The organism is Pseudomonas sp. WOUb67 (assembly GCF_050058005.1).
Taxonomy (GTDB): Bacteria; Pseudomonadota; Gammaproteobacteria; order Pseudomonadales; family Pseudomonadaceae; genus Aquipseudomonas; species Aquipseudomonas putida_R.
The window spans coordinates 2,124,624-2,139,194 of sequence record NZ_CP170112.1 but is presented as its reverse complement, the minus strand read 5'-3'; the positions used below and the strand labels follow the sequence as shown (position 1 = coordinate 2,139,194).

General features: G+C 62.4%; 10 protein-coding genes and 3 tRNA genes. 9 read left to right on the top strand and 4 right to left on the bottom strand.

Annotated elements, in window-relative coordinates; all coding sequences use genetic code 11:
* The first annotated feature begins 175 nt into the window (after window positions 1-175).
* Window positions 176-769 (top strand): cold-shock protein, encoded by a 594-nt coding sequence (locus ABOC32_RS09600; protein ID WP_086976798.1) that lies wholly within the window; start codon window positions 176-178, stop codon window positions 767-769.
* Between the two features lie 147 nt (window positions 770-916).
* Here the strand turns inward: ABOC32_RS09600 and ABOC32_RS09595 are convergent, their stop codons facing one another.
* Both ABOC32_RS09595 and ABOC32_RS09590 read right to left on the bottom strand, forming a co-directional pair.
* A complete protein-coding gene (locus ABOC32_RS09595; RefSeq protein WP_043201947.1) occupies window positions 917-1,123 on the bottom strand; it encodes a SlyX family protein in 207 nt (68 codons plus the stop codon).
* 1 nt (window position 1,124) lies between these two features.
* Entirely contained in the window at window positions 1,125-1,544 is a 420-nt protein-coding gene (locus tag ABOC32_RS09590; protein ID WP_426810864.1) for an HIT family protein, read from the bottom strand.
* 692 nt (window positions 1,545-2,236) lie between these two features.
* Between ABOC32_RS09590 and ABOC32_RS09585 the strand changes: the two genes are divergently transcribed.
* The 3 genes from ABOC32_RS09585 to ABOC32_RS09575 all read left to right on the top strand — a co-directional run bounded on the left by ABOC32_RS09585 (window position 2,237) and on the right by ABOC32_RS09575 (window position 6,370).
* Window positions 2,237-3,520 (top strand): OprD family porin, encoded by a 1,284-nt coding sequence (locus tag ABOC32_RS09585; RefSeq protein WP_426810863.1) that lies wholly within the window; start codon window positions 2,237-2,239, stop codon window positions 3,518-3,520.
* Between the two features lie 160 nt (window positions 3,521-3,680).
* Window positions 3,681-5,396 (top strand): proline--tRNA ligase, encoded by a 1,716-nt coding sequence (locus ABOC32_RS09580; RefSeq protein ID WP_016498316.1) that lies wholly within the window; start codon window positions 3,681-3,683, stop codon window positions 5,394-5,396.
* A gap of 20 nt (window positions 5,397-5,416) precedes the next feature.
* Entirely contained in the window at window positions 5,417-6,370 is a 954-nt protein-coding gene (locus ABOC32_RS09575) for a hypothetical protein (RefSeq protein ID WP_016498315.1), read from the top strand.
* 26 nt (window positions 6,371-6,396) lie between these two features.
* On the opposite strand, the gene dinB is transcribed toward ABOC32_RS09575, so the two are convergent.
* The gene (gene dinB, locus ABOC32_RS09570) at window positions 6,397-7,455 is read right to left on the bottom strand and encodes a DNA polymerase IV (RefSeq protein WP_426811586.1); all 1,059 of its coding nucleotides are present in this window, start codon (window positions 7,453-7,455) and stop codon (window positions 6,397-6,399) included.
* Window positions 7,456-7,675: 220 nt separating this feature from the next.
* On the opposite strand from dinB, the gene ABOC32_RS09565 reads away from it, so the two are divergent.
* The 5 genes from ABOC32_RS09565 (at window position 7,676) to ABOC32_RS09545 (ending at window position 12,370) form a co-directional block, all read left to right on the top strand.
* A tRNA-Met gene (locus tag ABOC32_RS09565) sits at window positions 7,676-7,752 on the top strand.
* A 134-nt stretch (window positions 7,753-7,886) separates the two neighbouring features.
* Window positions 7,887-7,963: transfer RNA gene (locus ABOC32_RS09560), tRNA-Met, on the top strand.
* 134 nt (window positions 7,964-8,097) lie between these two features.
* Window positions 8,098-8,174: transfer RNA gene (locus ABOC32_RS09555), tRNA-Met, on the top strand.
* A 261-nt stretch (window positions 8,175-8,435) separates the two neighbouring features.
* Window positions 8,436-11,078 (top strand): bifunctional lysylphosphatidylglycerol flippase/synthetase MprF, encoded by a 2,643-nt coding sequence (mprF, locus tag ABOC32_RS09550; protein WP_426810862.1) that lies wholly within the window; start codon window positions 8,436-8,438, stop codon window positions 11,076-11,078.
* The gene (locus ABOC32_RS09545; protein WP_426810861.1) at window positions 11,078-12,370 is read left to right on the top strand and encodes a virulence factor family protein; all 1,293 of its coding nucleotides are present in this window, start codon (window positions 11,078-11,080) and stop codon (window positions 12,368-12,370) included. The genes mprF and ABOC32_RS09545 overlap by 1 nt, the downstream gene beginning before the upstream one ends.
* Window positions 12,371-12,565: 195 nt before the next feature.
* Here the strand turns inward: ABOC32_RS09545 and ABOC32_RS09540 are convergent, their stop codons facing one another.
* On the bottom strand, window positions 12,566-14,476 hold the full coding sequence (locus ABOC32_RS09540) for a potassium transporter Kup (RefSeq protein ID WP_234229488.1): 1,911 nt from the start codon (window positions 14,474-14,476) through the stop codon (window positions 12,566-12,568).
* Window positions 14,477-14,571 lie beyond the last annotated feature (95 nt).

The following is a 14,571-nucleotide window of genomic DNA, read 5'->3' as shown; positions in this document are numbered from 1 at the left end:
GGCCTGCGGTTTGAGTAGCCTTCGGCTTTGCTGTTAAATAGGCACCGTGCCACCCGTGCGGACTGTCATTGCCGGGTGCATAGGCTGGCTTGTCACGTGTTCGCGCCCTATACCTCATGCGCACCGTGCTGCCAGCTCTTCCTGTGATCTGCCTTATCAACTGTGAGCCAACCCCATGTTCAAGATCGTCCATCTGGTGACGGGCGTGGCAGCCTTGCTGCTATCGCTCATACCCAGCCTGAAAAACGATGCAACACCCTTCCTGCAGCAACCCGACGCGGTCTACCTTGCCCTGCTCGGCCTGCTCAACCTGGTCCTGGCCCCGGTCGTGCCGCTGTACTACCGCGGCGCTCGCCAGCAGTTGCAACACCTTGCCTGCGCCCTGCTGGTGGTGGCTGTGGTGCTGCAGACCCTGACGCTGCTGGCTCGCCCGGAAATGGGCAACCTCGCGGCGCTGGTCTGCGCGACACTGGCCGTGGCCCTGCACCTGGCGGTGGGTTTTGCCCGTAGCCCGCGCAAGGCACGCAGCAGCCAGCATGCCGCCCAGGATGCTGGCAACCGTGATACCGGCACCGTGAAGTGGTTCAACACGTCGAAAGGCTTTGGTTTCATCTCCCGCGATTCGGGTGATGACATCTTCGTGCACTTTCGCGCCATTCGCGGCGAAGGCCATCGCATTCTGGTCGAAGGCCAGCGCGTGGAGTTTTCGGTGATGCACCGCGACAAGGGCCTGCAGGCCGAAGACGTGGTTGCGGTAACCCGCCGCTGATTTTCTTGCAATAGCCCTCCCTGTGGGAGCGGGCATGCCCGCGAATCAGGCAACCCGATGCATGGCACCGGCTTCGCCGGTGTTCGCGGGCATGCCCGCTCCCACAGGATTCGTGCTCCAGCAATACAGGCACTCCGGCCAATTGGATCAATAATGCGGCGGCGGCGCCTCTTCCCCTTCGCTGCCGTACTGGCCGACCATCTCTTCATGGCGCTTGATCAGTTCGGCCACCTGTAATTTCAGCCGCTCGATCACCTGCGCCTGCTCGACCACCACATCATTCAGCGCCTGCAGGGTGTCATCCTGGAACGCCTGGCGGGTTTCCAGTTCGACGATACGCAATTCCAGCGACATGTCAGGCCTCCTGATAACCAGCAAGTTGCAGCCCACGCAAGCGCTGGCGAATGGCTTGCAACTGGTCGTCGCTGTAGGCCACGGCCGGGCACTTGCCCCACACCGGTGCAGGCCATGCGGCGTCGTCACGCTGGCGGACGATCACGTGCATGTGCAACTGGCTGACCACATTGCCCAGGGTGGCCACGTTCATCTTGGCGGCGCCGTAGCTTGCCTTGAGCGCTTCAGCAAGAAGCGTGGTTTCCTGCCACAACTGCTGCTGCTCCGCCGTATCCAGCTCGAACAGCTCGCTGATGCCGGCGCGCTTGGGCACCAGGATGAACCATGGGTAGTTGGCATCCTTGCTCAGCAACAGCTGGCACAACGCAAACTCCCCCAGCACCAGGGAATCCTGCTGCAAACGCGAATCCAGGACGAACACGGCATATCTCCTTCAGGCAAAAACAACCCGCTTTCAAGCGGAAAACAGGCCTGCAAGGATACCTTGCACATTCCCGGTAACACAGCGCTACTTTTCGCACCAAAATGAGGCCGCCTGCACGTCACCGCCACACTTGCCACCCCACAAACGACTCTGGATTAACAAGTTGCGGTAACACATTGACTTTCATGACAGCTTTTTAAATTTTAATGATTCTCGACTCCAACATGCCCTCGGGCAGCCTTCGCCCCGTGTTTACGGCACTTTCCGACCCTCGGTAGCAGGTTTTGTGAAAATTTCATGAAGTGTTGCGAATTTTGAGCACGCTTGTTGCATTCACTTCACGCCAAGTCGGCACGACATCTGCAGTGGCAGGTGGACGCGACAAATAACAACAGCGGCATTGGTTACCAGGGAGTTTCCTCAACCAGAATCCGTAGTTACAGATTCGTTACGGTGACAGGAACAGCGCTGGCGTTATACGGCCCATAAACCGGGGCGTGATTTGCGACATGGAAATACCTAAAAGCGACATGGCAAAAAAGTTCCGCAAAGAGTCTATATAGCCATATCGCCAACAACAGTCAGCGTGCTATACATTTTCGCCGACATAACAAGAAAGAGCTGCACCCTATAACTAAAACACTTGGGCGCGGCGGTACTCTTCCTAAAAACCAAAGGAGCAAATCACGATGCGCGTGATGAAGTGGAGCATGATCGCCCTGGCCGTTGCGGCAGGGACCTCGCAGTTGGCAATGGCCTCGGCACAAGACGAGTCCAAAGGTTTCATCGAAGACAGCAAGCTGAACGTCAAGACCCGCATGCTGTACTTCAGCCGTGACTTCCGGAACGTCCCGAATGGCGCCCAGAGCCGCGTTGAAGAAACCGGCCTCGGCTTCCTCGGCACCTTCGAATCGGGCTTCACCCAAGGCACCGTAGGCTTCGGTGTCGATGCCATCGGCATGCTGGGCATCAAGCTGGACAGCGGCAAAGGCCGCGCCGGCACCGGTCTGTTCCCGACAGGTTCCGACGGTCGCTCGCAGGATGACTACTCCGAAGGCGGCGGCGCAGTGAAAATGCGCATTTCCAACACCGTGCTCAAGTTCGGCGACCAGTTCACCGCGCTGCCAGTACTGGCTACCGACGACAGCCGACTGCTGCCGGAAGTTGCCGAAGGTGGCCTGATCACCAGCAACGAAATCGATGGTCTGACCCTGCATGCCGGTCACTTCACCGCGCTGAACGCCCAGGCCCAGACTTACCACGACAGCCTGAACCTGACCGAGGCCAATGTCTTCGGTGGCACCTATGCCATCAACGACAACCTCAGCACCAGCGTTTACTACTCGCACATCGAAGATCACTTCCGCAAGTGGTACGGCAACATCAACTGGGCGCTGCCGATCAGCGACAAGCAAGGCCTGGTGTTCGACTTCAACATTTATGACACCAAGTCGATCGGCAACAACCTGACCGGCGCATTCGTCAGCAAGGCCGACGGCAGCAACGAACTCGACAACATTGCAGCCAGCCTTTCGGCCGCCTACAACATTGGCGCCCACACCTTCACCCTGGCCTACCAGAAAGTCAGCGGCGACGGCGACTATGCCTACGGCGTCGACGGTGGCGGTACGATCTTCCTGGCCAACTCCGTGGCCCGCTCCGACTTCAACGCCGAAGACGAGAAGTCCTGGCAGGCACGCTACGACCTGAACTTCGCCGAATACGGCGTACCAGGCCTGACCTTCATGACCCGTTACGTTCGCGGTACCGGTGCAACCACCCGCACCACCGACGACGGCAAGGAATGGGAACGCGACATCGACGTCAAATACGTACTGCAAAGCGGCCCTGCCAAGGACCTGAGCTTGCGCGTACGTCAGGCCACCTACCGTTCGGGCGATGGCGTCTACTACGGTTCCCCATCGATCGACGAACTGCGTCTGATCGTGGAGTACCCGCTGAGCATCCTGTAAGCCTGGCTTGCAGTGCCCCGCACCTGAAAAAGCCCGGCGATCTCGCCGGGCTTTTTCTTGGCTGACAAGCGGCCCGCCCTGGGGCATCCTGTACGCCTTCGTTTCGCCCCCGTACAATGCGGGGCTATTTCAACGTCTTAGGCAATCGACACGGCTAACCATGCGCACCAGTCAATATTTGCTCGCCACCCAGAAAGAAACCCCTGCCGACGCAGTGGTCATCAGCCATCAGCTCATGCTGCGTGCCGGCATGATCCGCAAGCTGGCCTCCGGCCTGTACACCTGGCTGCCGATGGGCCTGCGGGTAATGCGCAAGGTCGAGGCCGTGGTGCGTGAGGAAATGAACGCCGCCGGCGCCCTGGAAGTGCTGATGCCAAGCATCCAGCCTGCCGAGCTGTGGCAGGAGTCCGGCCGCTGGGAGCAGTACGGCCCTGAGCTGCTGCGCCTGAAGGACCGCCACCAGCGCGACTTCTGCGTTGGCCCGACCCACGAAGAAGTCATCACCGACCTGGCCCGTAACGAGCTGTCCAGCTATAAACAGCTGCCGCTCAACATGTACCAGATCCAGACCAAGTTCCGTGACGAGATCCGCCCGCGCTTCGGCCTGATGCGCGGCCGCGAGTTCATCATGAAGGACGCCTACTCGTTCCATGCCGACCAGGCTTCCCTGCAGGAAACCTACGATCGCATGCACCAGGCGTACAGCAACGTATTTACCCGCCTGGGCCTGGATTTCCGCCCAGTGCAGGCCGACACCGGCTCGATCGGTGGCAGCTACTCGCACGAATTCCACGTACTGGCCGAGTCCGGCGAAGACGACGTGATCTTCAGCGACAGCTCCGATTACGCCGCCAACATCGAGAAGGCCGAGGCCATCCCGCGTGAAACCGTGCGCCCTGCCCCTACCGAGGAGCTGCGCCTGGTCGACACGCCAGAGGCCAAGACCATCGCACAACTGGTTGAAAACCACGGCCTGGCGATCGAGAAGACCGTCAAGACCCTGATCGTGCGCGGCGCTGAAGAAGGCAAGCTGATTGCCCTGATCGTTCGCGGCGACCACGAGCTGAACGAAATCAAGGCCACCAAGCTGGAACAGGTTGCCGACCCGCTGGTCATGGCCACCGAAGCCGAATTGCGCGACGCCATTGGCGCCGGTGCCGGCTCGCTCGGCCCACTGAACCTGCCGCTGGAATGCATCATCGACCGTTCGGTTGCCCTGATGAGCGACTTCGGCATCGGCGCCAACATCGACGACAAGCACTACTTCGGCGTCAACTGGGAGCGCGACTTGCCAGTTCCACAGGTCGCTGACCTGCGTAACGTGGTCGAAGGCGACCCGAGCCCGGACGGCCAGGGTACCCTGGTGATCAAGCGCGGCATCGAAGTGGGCCACATCTTCCAGCTGGGCACCAAGTACAGCGAGGCACTGAAGTGCCAGGTACTGGGCGAGAACGGCAAGCCGGTCGTACTGTCGATGGGTTGCTACGGCATCGGCGTGTCCCGCGTGGTCGCCGCTGCCATCGAGCAGAGCTATGACGACAAGGGCATCATCTGGAACGACGCCCTGGCCCCGTTCCAGATCGCTCTGGTACCGCTGCGCTACGAAACCGAGGTGGTTCGCGAGGCAACCGACAAGCTGTATGCCGAACTGACCGCCGCCGGCTTCGAAGTGCTGCTGGACGACCGCGACAAGAAGACCAGCCCAGGCATCAAGTTTGCCGACATGGAGCTGATTGGCATCCCGCACCGCATCGTCGTCAGCGATCGCGGCCTGGCCGAAGGTAACCTGGAGTACAAGCACCGCACCGAGCAGGACGCCCAGGCGTTGCCGCTCAATGAAGTGCTGAGCTTCCTGCAGGCCCGCGTTCGCCGCTGATAACCAATGCACGAGTGATCATGTTCAAGCGAAGTACCTTTACCCTGGGGGGCGCCGCACTGTGCGGCGCCCTGCTCGTCAGCGGCTGCGCCAACCAGATGTCCCAGCGCAGCGACCATGAGGAGCGCGTCGAGCGCAAATTGCTCGAGCACACCCTGCAGATCGATGTCGGCGAGCCGAAGGTGATGGAGCTGCCGCAACGACGTGTGCGCGTGCATGAGCAGAAGCGCTTCGAAGTCACCGAATTCGAAGTCACCCGTCGCTATGACCGCTATACGCCTTACCAGCCCTGGCGGGAGGTCTACGAGATCCCGCTGGGTGCAGTGGCCGTGGTAGCGGGCGTCGGCGCCAACGTGGTCAACGTCTTTGCCTTGGGCAACCTGCCGGAAAGCATCACCCACGACTGGCTCAGCTACGGCGTGGACGGGCTCAACCCGTTCATGAACGTGCCGTCCAACGGGCGTGCCCAGCAGAACCTGGCCGGGATCAGCGAAGTGCAGAAAGGCAAGCGCGAGGAATCTACCAGCGTGCCCTGGAGCGAACGCCTGGTCGAGGTCAAGGCCGGCAAGATGACCCACGAGCTGACCACCGACAGGAACGGCGTGCTGCGCCTGAACCTGCTCGACAGCCCGTTCTCCGAGCAGAACCTCAACCACGTCGGCACCCTGCACCTTCAGGTGCTCGACGAGGACAACGCGGTGCGGGGTGATGCCAGCCTGCTGGTCAGCGCCACCTTGCGCAACAAGCTGCTCGAAGCCCATGAACTGATCTTCGACGACCTCGAAGATGACGATGTCGGCCAGTGGGTACATCGGGTCAAGCGTCTGTCGGAGCTGGGCCTTGAAGAGGAAGCCAGTGAAATGGAACAAAGCCTGATCGAGCTGACCCGCAACGATCCGGAGCTGCAGCAGGAGTTTCTGCAATCGCTGACCAAGGCCACAGGCCGGTTGGTGGCAGATCCGGGCGTGCAGTAATAGAAGGGGCCGATATGCGGCCCCTTTCATTTAGGCGGGAACAGCTCCAGCTGTTCATGCGCTCCGCGCAAATCGCGCAACCTCACCCCTACCCCCAGCAAGCGCACCGGCTTGCCACCCCGGGCGAACGCCTGCCCCAGCAACTGTCGATAACTTTCAAGGTCCCGCCCAGCCCCAGCCTGCTCCATGGTGGTCTGGCTGAAGTCATGGAACTTGACCTTGACGAACGGCTTGTCCGGCCGATAACTGCTGTCCATACGGGCGATGCGCTCGTTCAGGCTTTCCAGCAGCTCGGGCAACCGCGCCAGGCAACTGGCCAGGTCCGGCAGGTCGGTGTCGTAGGTGTTTTCCACACTGACCGACTGCCTGCGGCTGTCATTGTGCACCGCACGGTCATCTATACCTCGCGCCAGCCCCCACAAACGCTCGCCAAAGCTGCCAAACTCACGCACCAGTGCAAGGCGCGACCATTCACGCAGGTCAAGGCAGGTTTCAATACCCAGCCGTGTCAGTTTATCTGCCGTCACCTTGCCCACCCCATGCAGCCTGGCCACCGGCAAGGCGGCGACAAAAGCCTCTACTTCGCCCGGGGTTATCACGAACAGCCCGTTGGGCTTGCGCCAGTCACTGGCAATCTTGGCCAGGAACTTGTTCGGCGCCACGCCCGCCGACACGGTGATATGCAGGGTGCGGGCGACACGCCGGCGGATATCCTCGGCAATGCGCGTCGCACTGCCCGAATACCACTGGCTGTCGCTTACATCCAGGTAGGCTTCGTCCAGCGACAAAGGCTCGATCAGCTCGGTGTAGTCGCGGAAAATCGCATGAATTTCCCGCGAGGCCTCACGGTAGGCTTCGAAGCGCGGTTTGACGATCAACAGGTCGGGGCACAGCTTCAGCGCATGCCGTGACGACATGGCCGAGCGCACACCATAGGCACGCGCTTCATAATTGCAGGTAGCGATCACCCCACGGTGCTCGGGCGAGCCCCCAACCGCCATGGGCCGCCCGGCCAGGCGCGGGTCGTCACGCATCTCGATCGCGGCGTAAAAGCAATCGCAGTCGACGTGGATGATCTTGCGCAAGGACATGGATGGCCGTCAGCACTGTAAATTCATACAGATAGTATCGCATGCGACCTACCTGAAACACCTCACCCGCTGCATCACCCGACAATCTGCCTGAAAGCCCCGTGGCGCCTGACCCGCTTGCTGCCAACGAACGCTAAGGGTTTGAACAAAAAAGGGTTTTTCAATGAAACTGCTTGACACCGCGGCGTAAATCCGTAGAATTCGATCTCACAGGCGCGGGATGGAGCAGCCTGGTAGCTCGTCGGGCTCATAACCCGAAGGTCGTCGGTTCAAATCCGGCTCCCGCAACCAGATTAAAGAAAAGGCCACTGTTCATACAGTGGCCTTTTTCTTTGCCTACGAAAAAGTCAAAACGAAAAACCTTTGATAAATCAAAGCTTAGCGCTTGACACGCCCTGAGCAAACTGTAGAATGCGCCCCACAGACGCGGGATGGAGCAGTCTGGTAGCTCGTCGGGCTCATAACCCGAAGGTCGTCGGTTCAAATCCGGCTCCCGCAACCAAGTTCAAGAAAAGGCCACTGTTAACGCAGTGGCCTTTTTCTTTGTCCGCTGAAAATTACCGTCGGAAAAACATCGACAAATCAAAGCTTAGCGCTTGACATACAAACCACACGCTGTAGAATCCGCCCCACTGACGCGGGATGGAGCAGCCTGGTAGCTCGTCGGGCTCATAACCCGAAGGTCGTCGGTTCAAATCCGGCTCCCGCAACCATATTCGTCAGAACAAACCCCGCCTGTGTAACAGCAGCGCGGGGTTTGTTGCTTCTGCCCTCCCTGCTTTTCATCGCATCGATTTCCCCCGCCCTCAAGCCAACCCGCAGGCTTGAGGCATCGTGCCCAGGATGAACTATCTTTAACCCTGCCAAGCTGCTGAAAGCGGCTGAGGCCGGAGTAACATTGGATACGTTTTCCTAAGGGACTTTCACTTGGCCGTACCTCCCCTCTACCTCGCGCTGCATGCCCGAGGCAACCTATGACTTCTCACAATCCCGAACCTCCGGTGCCCCTCGCCTCGGCGCTGCCCGGTGCCGTGCAGCGTTTGCCCTTGCTCGAGCGCGTGAGCCGCTACCGCCAGCCCATCGGCCTGGCAGTGACCCTGGTGCTGTTCACCATGGCGTTGATTGCCTGCCGCCACCTGCTGAGCGAGCTGGACATCTACGCCTTGCACGATGCGATGCTCAGCGTACCGGCCCAGTCCGTGCTGGGGGCCTTGATTGCTACCGTGATCGGCTTCGTGATCTTGCTGGGTTACGAGTGGTCGGCCAGCCGCTATGCCGGCGTGAAGCTACCGGCACGCAGCCTGGTGCTAGGCGGCTTCAGCGCCTTTGCCATCGGCAACGCCATTGGCCTGTCGATGCTTTCGGGCGGCTCGGTACGCTACCGCCTGTATGCACGCCAGGGGCTGGGTGCTGGCGAAGTCGCACGCATGACCGTGTTTGCCAGCCTGTCGCTGGGCTGCGCGCTGCCGCCCCTGGCCGCCTTGACAACCTTGAGCGATCTGCCGGCAGCCTCGACCGCACTGGGGTTGGCGCCAGGCCTGCTGGCAGGTATCGCCGCCGCCGTGCTGGTGGCGTCCGCCTTGCTGGTGTTCGGCTTGTACCGCCGGCGCCTGGCCGAACAGCCACTGGCCAATAACCTGCTGGTGCAACTGGGCCGCCGCACACTGCGCCTGCCCGGCGCACGCCTGGCCGCCCTGCAATTGCTGATTACCGCGCTGGATGTGGCAGCTGCCGCTACCGTGCTGTACCTGCTGCTGCCTGAAGCACCACCCTTCGGCGCGTTTGTGCTGGTGTACCTGCTGGCCCTGGCCGCAGGCGTGCTCAGCCACGTACCAGGCGGCGTCGGGGTGTTCGAAGCCATCCTGCTGGCGGCCTTTGCCGACCAACTCGGTGCCGCGCCGCTGGCGGCCGCCCTGCTGCTGTACCGGCTGATCTATGTGGTGCTGCCACTGCTGCTGGCCTGCGTACTGCTGCTGGCCAATGAAGCCCGGCGCCTGCTGTTCGCACAGCAGGCCATCAAGGCCGCCTCCGGGATGGCCGCACCCATCCTGTCGATACTGGTATTTCTGTCCGGCGTCGTGTTGCTGTTTTCCGGCGTCACGCCCGAGATCGACACGCGACTGGAGCACATGGGCTTCCTGGTGCCGCACCGGCTGATCGATGCCTCGCACTTTGGCGCCAGCCTGATCGGCGTACTGTGCCTGCTGCTGGCCCAAGGCCTGCGCCGGCGCCTCTCCGCCGCCTGGCTGCTGACCACCGTGTTGCTCCTGGTCGGCGCCCTGCTGTCGCTGCTCAAGGGCTTTGACTGGGAAGAGGCTTGCTTGCTGACCTTCACCGCGGCCTTGCTGGCCCTGTTCCGTCGCTCGTTCTACCGCCCCAGCCGCCTGCTGGAATTGCCATTTTCGCCGGTGTTCCTGGTGGCCAGCGCCTGCGCAGTCGGCGCATCGGTGTGGCTGCTGCTGTTCGCCTACCAGGATGTGCCCTACAGCCATCAATTGTGGTGGCAGTTCACCCTCGACGCCGATGCCCCGCGCGGCCTGCGCGCCGCCATGGGCAGCGCGTTGCTGCTGGCTGCCTTGGCGCTGACCTGGCTGCTGCGCACCGCACCGCCGGTGATCCACCTGCCCAACGAGGAAGAACTGCAGCGCGCCAACCGTATTCTGTTGGCCTCCGATCAGCCCGACGGCGGCCTGGCCCTGACCGGGGACAAGGCGTTGCTGTTCCACCCGCGCGAAAATGCCTTCCTTATGTACGCCCGTCGCGGCCGCAGCCTGGTGGCCCTGTACGACCCGATCGGGCCGGCCCAGGAACGCGCCGAAATGATCTGGCAGTTCCGTGACCTGTGCGACCTGCACCACGCCCGGCCGGTGTTCTACCAGGTGCGCGCCGAAAACCTGCCGTTCTATATGGACATTGGCCTGACCGCACTGAAGCTGGGCGAAGAAGCCCGGGTCGACTTGCGCCGCTTTGACCTCGAAGCCAAGGGCAAGGAGATGAAGGACCTGCGCTACACCTGGAACCGCGGTGGCCGCGACGGCCTGAGCCTGGAAATCCACGAACCTGGCCACGCTCCGCTGGCAGAGCTGAAGGAAATTTCCGATGCCTGGCTCGGCGGCAAGAACGTGCGCGAAAAAGGCTTCTCGTTGGGGCGCTTCAGCCCGGAGTACCTGCAGCACTTCCGCATTGCCCTGATTCGCTTCCAGGGCCGGCCGGTGGCCTTCGCCAACCTGCTGGAGACCCACAGCAACGAACTGGCCAGCCTCGACCTGATGCGTGCGCACCCCGAGGCACCGAAACTGACCATGGAGTTCATGATGATCGGCCTGATCCTGCACTACAAAAGCCATGAATATTCCCGCTTCAGCCTGGGCATGGTGCCGCTTTCCGGCCTGCAGCCGCGGCGTGGCGCGCCCCTGACCCAGCGCCTGGGCTCGATGGTGTTCCGCCGCGGCGAGCAGCTTTACAACTTCCAGGGGCTCAGACGCTTCAAGGACAAATTCCAACCGGACTGGGAACCCCGCTACATGGCCGTGCCGGCCGGGCTCGACCCGCTGGTAGCACTGGCTGATACTGCCGCCCTGATTGCAGGCGGCCTGACTGGATTGGTGAAACGTTGATGACCCGACGCTTTTGGCTGTACCTGCTGGTTCCCCTGCTCCTGGCCGCCCTGGGGGGTGTGCTGGCGTTCTGGCTGTGGACGCGCCCGGCCCCCGAGGCGCGCCTGGAGCAATTGACCAGCAATGGCACCAGCATCACCCGCGTGACCCCCGGTGTACACCCCAAGGCCCGGGTGGCCATCGGTGTGCCACAGGACCAGGCGCTGACAGACAAGCAGCTGCTCGACCTGAGCCAGGCTGGCGAAGCCCAGCTGGTGCAGGTGATTTTGCCGCCCAATGACTGCAGCAAGCAGCAACAGGTCATGGACCAGGCCCTGGCCGAGCTGCCGGAGAAACCCACCTTGGTAGCCGGTATCGGCCCTGGCGCCGCCCAGGCCTGGCGCTGGCTGGCCAGCCAGACCGATGACAAGGCCCGGGCCATTTCCGTGGACTTCACCGTCGAGCAACCCGGCTGCCAGGCACCGCTGCCCAAATCGGCTGCCCACGGCCACTGGAACGTCGCCTGGAACGACAACCCGGATGACGCCAGCGCCGCGTTCGTGCGCGACCAGGCCAATGCCGAAACCAGCATCAGCGACTACGATATCCACCTGCCACAAGTGCTCAAGGCCCAGCTGACCCAGGCCCTGGTAGGCCACGACGGTAACGCGCTGGCCATCCCCGTGGTCGAAGTACCGGCCGGGCAGACCACCGACACAGTCACCCTGTTCCTCTCGGGTGACGGCGGCTGGCGTGACCTGGACCGCGATGTCGCCGGGGAAATGGCCAAGCTGGGCTACCCGGTGGTGGGTATCGACACGCTGCGCTACTACTGGCAGCACAAGACCCCGGAGCAAAGTGCGGCCGACCTGTCCGAGCTGATGCAGCACTACCGGCAGAAGTGGGGTACCAAGCGCTTTGTACTGACCGGCTATTCGTTCGGTGCCGATGTACTGCCGGCGATCTACAACCGCCTGCCGGCGGAGGACCAGCAACGTATCGACGCGGTCATGCTACTGGCCTTTGCCCGCAGCGGCAGCTTCGAGATCGAGGTCGAGGGCTGGCTGGGCAAGGAAGGCCAGGAGGCACCCACCGGGCCGGAAATGGCCAGGCTGCCAGCCTCCAAGGTGGTGTGCGTGTATGGCGTGGAAGAGACCGACGAGAGCGGTTGCACCGAGAAGACTGCGGTGGGCGAACGCCTGAAGCTGCCTGGGGGGCACCACTTTGATGAAAACTACCCGGCGCTGGCCAAGCGCCTGATTGGCGAGATCGAGACCCGCCAAGGCAAATCGAGCGTCGCCGAGCAGAACTGATAAGCCCTTGCGGCCCATTCGCGGGTAAACCCGCTCCCACAGGTGCGGCGCTAGCCTTGAAAGCTACGCGATCCCTGTGGGAGCGGGCGCGCCCGCGAACACCGGCGAAGCCGGTGCCCTACACCGAGGTGCCGGCTTCGCGGGCATGCCCGCTCCCACAGGGGGCGAGGCCTGCCTTGAATTCTGTGTCGCCCCTCAGATCTCGACCTGGGTCCCCAGCTCGATCACCCGGTTCAGCGGCAGGTTGAAGAAGCGCAGGTTACCGTTGGCATTCTTCAGCAAGAACGCGAACAGGTTGCCCCGCCAGCGCGACATCCCCTCAAGCCGGGAAGCGATCACCGTCTCGCGGCTGAGGAAGTAGGTGGTGCGCATCGGGGTGAAGTCCAGATCGTCCAGGTGGCACAGCTTCAATGCCGCCGGTACATCCGGCTCGTCCATGAAGCCAAAGTGCAACAGCACCCGGAAGAACCCGTCGCCATAAGCCTCCACCTCGAAGCGCTCCTGCTCCGGCACCCGCGGCCGGTCCTCGCTGACCACGGTCAGCAGCACCACCTGGCTGTGCAGCACCTGGTTATGCAGCATGTTGTGCAATAGCGCGTGGGGTACGGCATCAGACCGGGCGGTAAGGAACACCGCGGTACCTTCGACCCGGTGCGGCGGCTGGATACGAATGCTGCTGATGAACAGCGGCAACGGCAGCGCACCTTCGTCGATGCGCTCGACCAGGATCTGCTTGCCGCGCTTCCAGGTACTCATCAGCAGGAACAGCACACCGCCAGCCAGCACCGGGAAGGCACCGCCCTGGACGATTTTCGGCACGTTGGCGGCGAAGAACAGCCCATCGACAAACAGGAAGCCCACCAGGATCGGCACAGCCAGCACCGGCGGCCACTTCCACAACAGCAGCATCACCGCCGACACCAGAATGGTGGTCATCAGCATGGTGCCGGTCACCGCCACGCCGTAGGCCGCCGCCAGAGCGCCGGACGACTCGAAGCCAATCACCAACAGCACTACGCCCACCATCAACGTCCAGTTCACAGCGCCAATGTAGATTTGCCCCTGCTCGTCACTGGAGGTGTGCTGGATCTGCATACGCGGAATGTAGCCCAGCTGGATGGCCTGGCGGGTCAGGGAAAAGGCCCCTGAAATGACCGCCTGCGAGGCGATCACAGTCGCCATTGTGGCCAAACCGACCAACGGCAACAGTGCCCAGCTCGGCGCCAGCAGGTAGAAGGGGTTGCGTGCCGCTTCCGGGTTTTGCAGCAGCAGTGCACCCTGGCCGAAATAGTTGAGCACCAATGCGGGCAGCACCAGGATGAACCAGGCCCGGGCGATCGGCTTGCGGCCGAAATGCCCCATGTCGGCGTAAAGCGCCTCGGCGCCGGTCAGCGCCAGCACCACGGCGCCGAGGATGGCCACGCCCATGCCTGGGTGCACCACGAAGAAGTTGACCGCCCAGCCCGGGTTGAACGCCTTGAGCACTTCCGGGCTCTGCGAGATGCCATGCACGCCCAATGCGCCCAGCACCACGAACCAGGTGACCATGATCGGGCCGAACAGCTTGCCGATTTTTTCGGTGCCGTGCTTCTGCACCAGGAACAGCGCCACCAGCACCACCAGCGAAATCGGCACCACCCAGTGGTCGATCCCGTCAAACGCCAGGCCCATGCCCTCCACGGCCGACAGCACCGATACCGCCGGGGTGATCATGCTGTCGCCATAGAACAGCGAAGCGCCGATCAGGCCGCAGATCACCATCAGCGTACGCAACCGCGGATAGGCGGCCGTGGCCCGCCGCGCCAGCGCGGTCAGCGCCATGGTGCCACCCTCGCCCTGGTTGTCGGCGCGCAGGATGAACATCACGTACTTGAACGACACCACCCACAACAACGACCACAGGATCAGCGACAGGATCCCGAGCACGCCATCATGGTTGACCGGCACCCCGTAACCGCCGGTGAAGACTTCCTTGAGGGTATACAACGGGCTGGTGCCGATATCGCCATAAACCACCCCGACCGCCGCCACGAGCAGGCCCAGCGACCGCGCCGCCCCCTGCTTCCCCGCGTGCCCGCCCTCGGCGTGACTGCTTGCCTGAACCATCGACCACTCCCGCAGACGGCCTTTTAGGCCAGTAGATTTCACACCTGCGCCGAGGCACTACCGCTACCTCGGGCGCAATGGCGCGAAGCATAGCG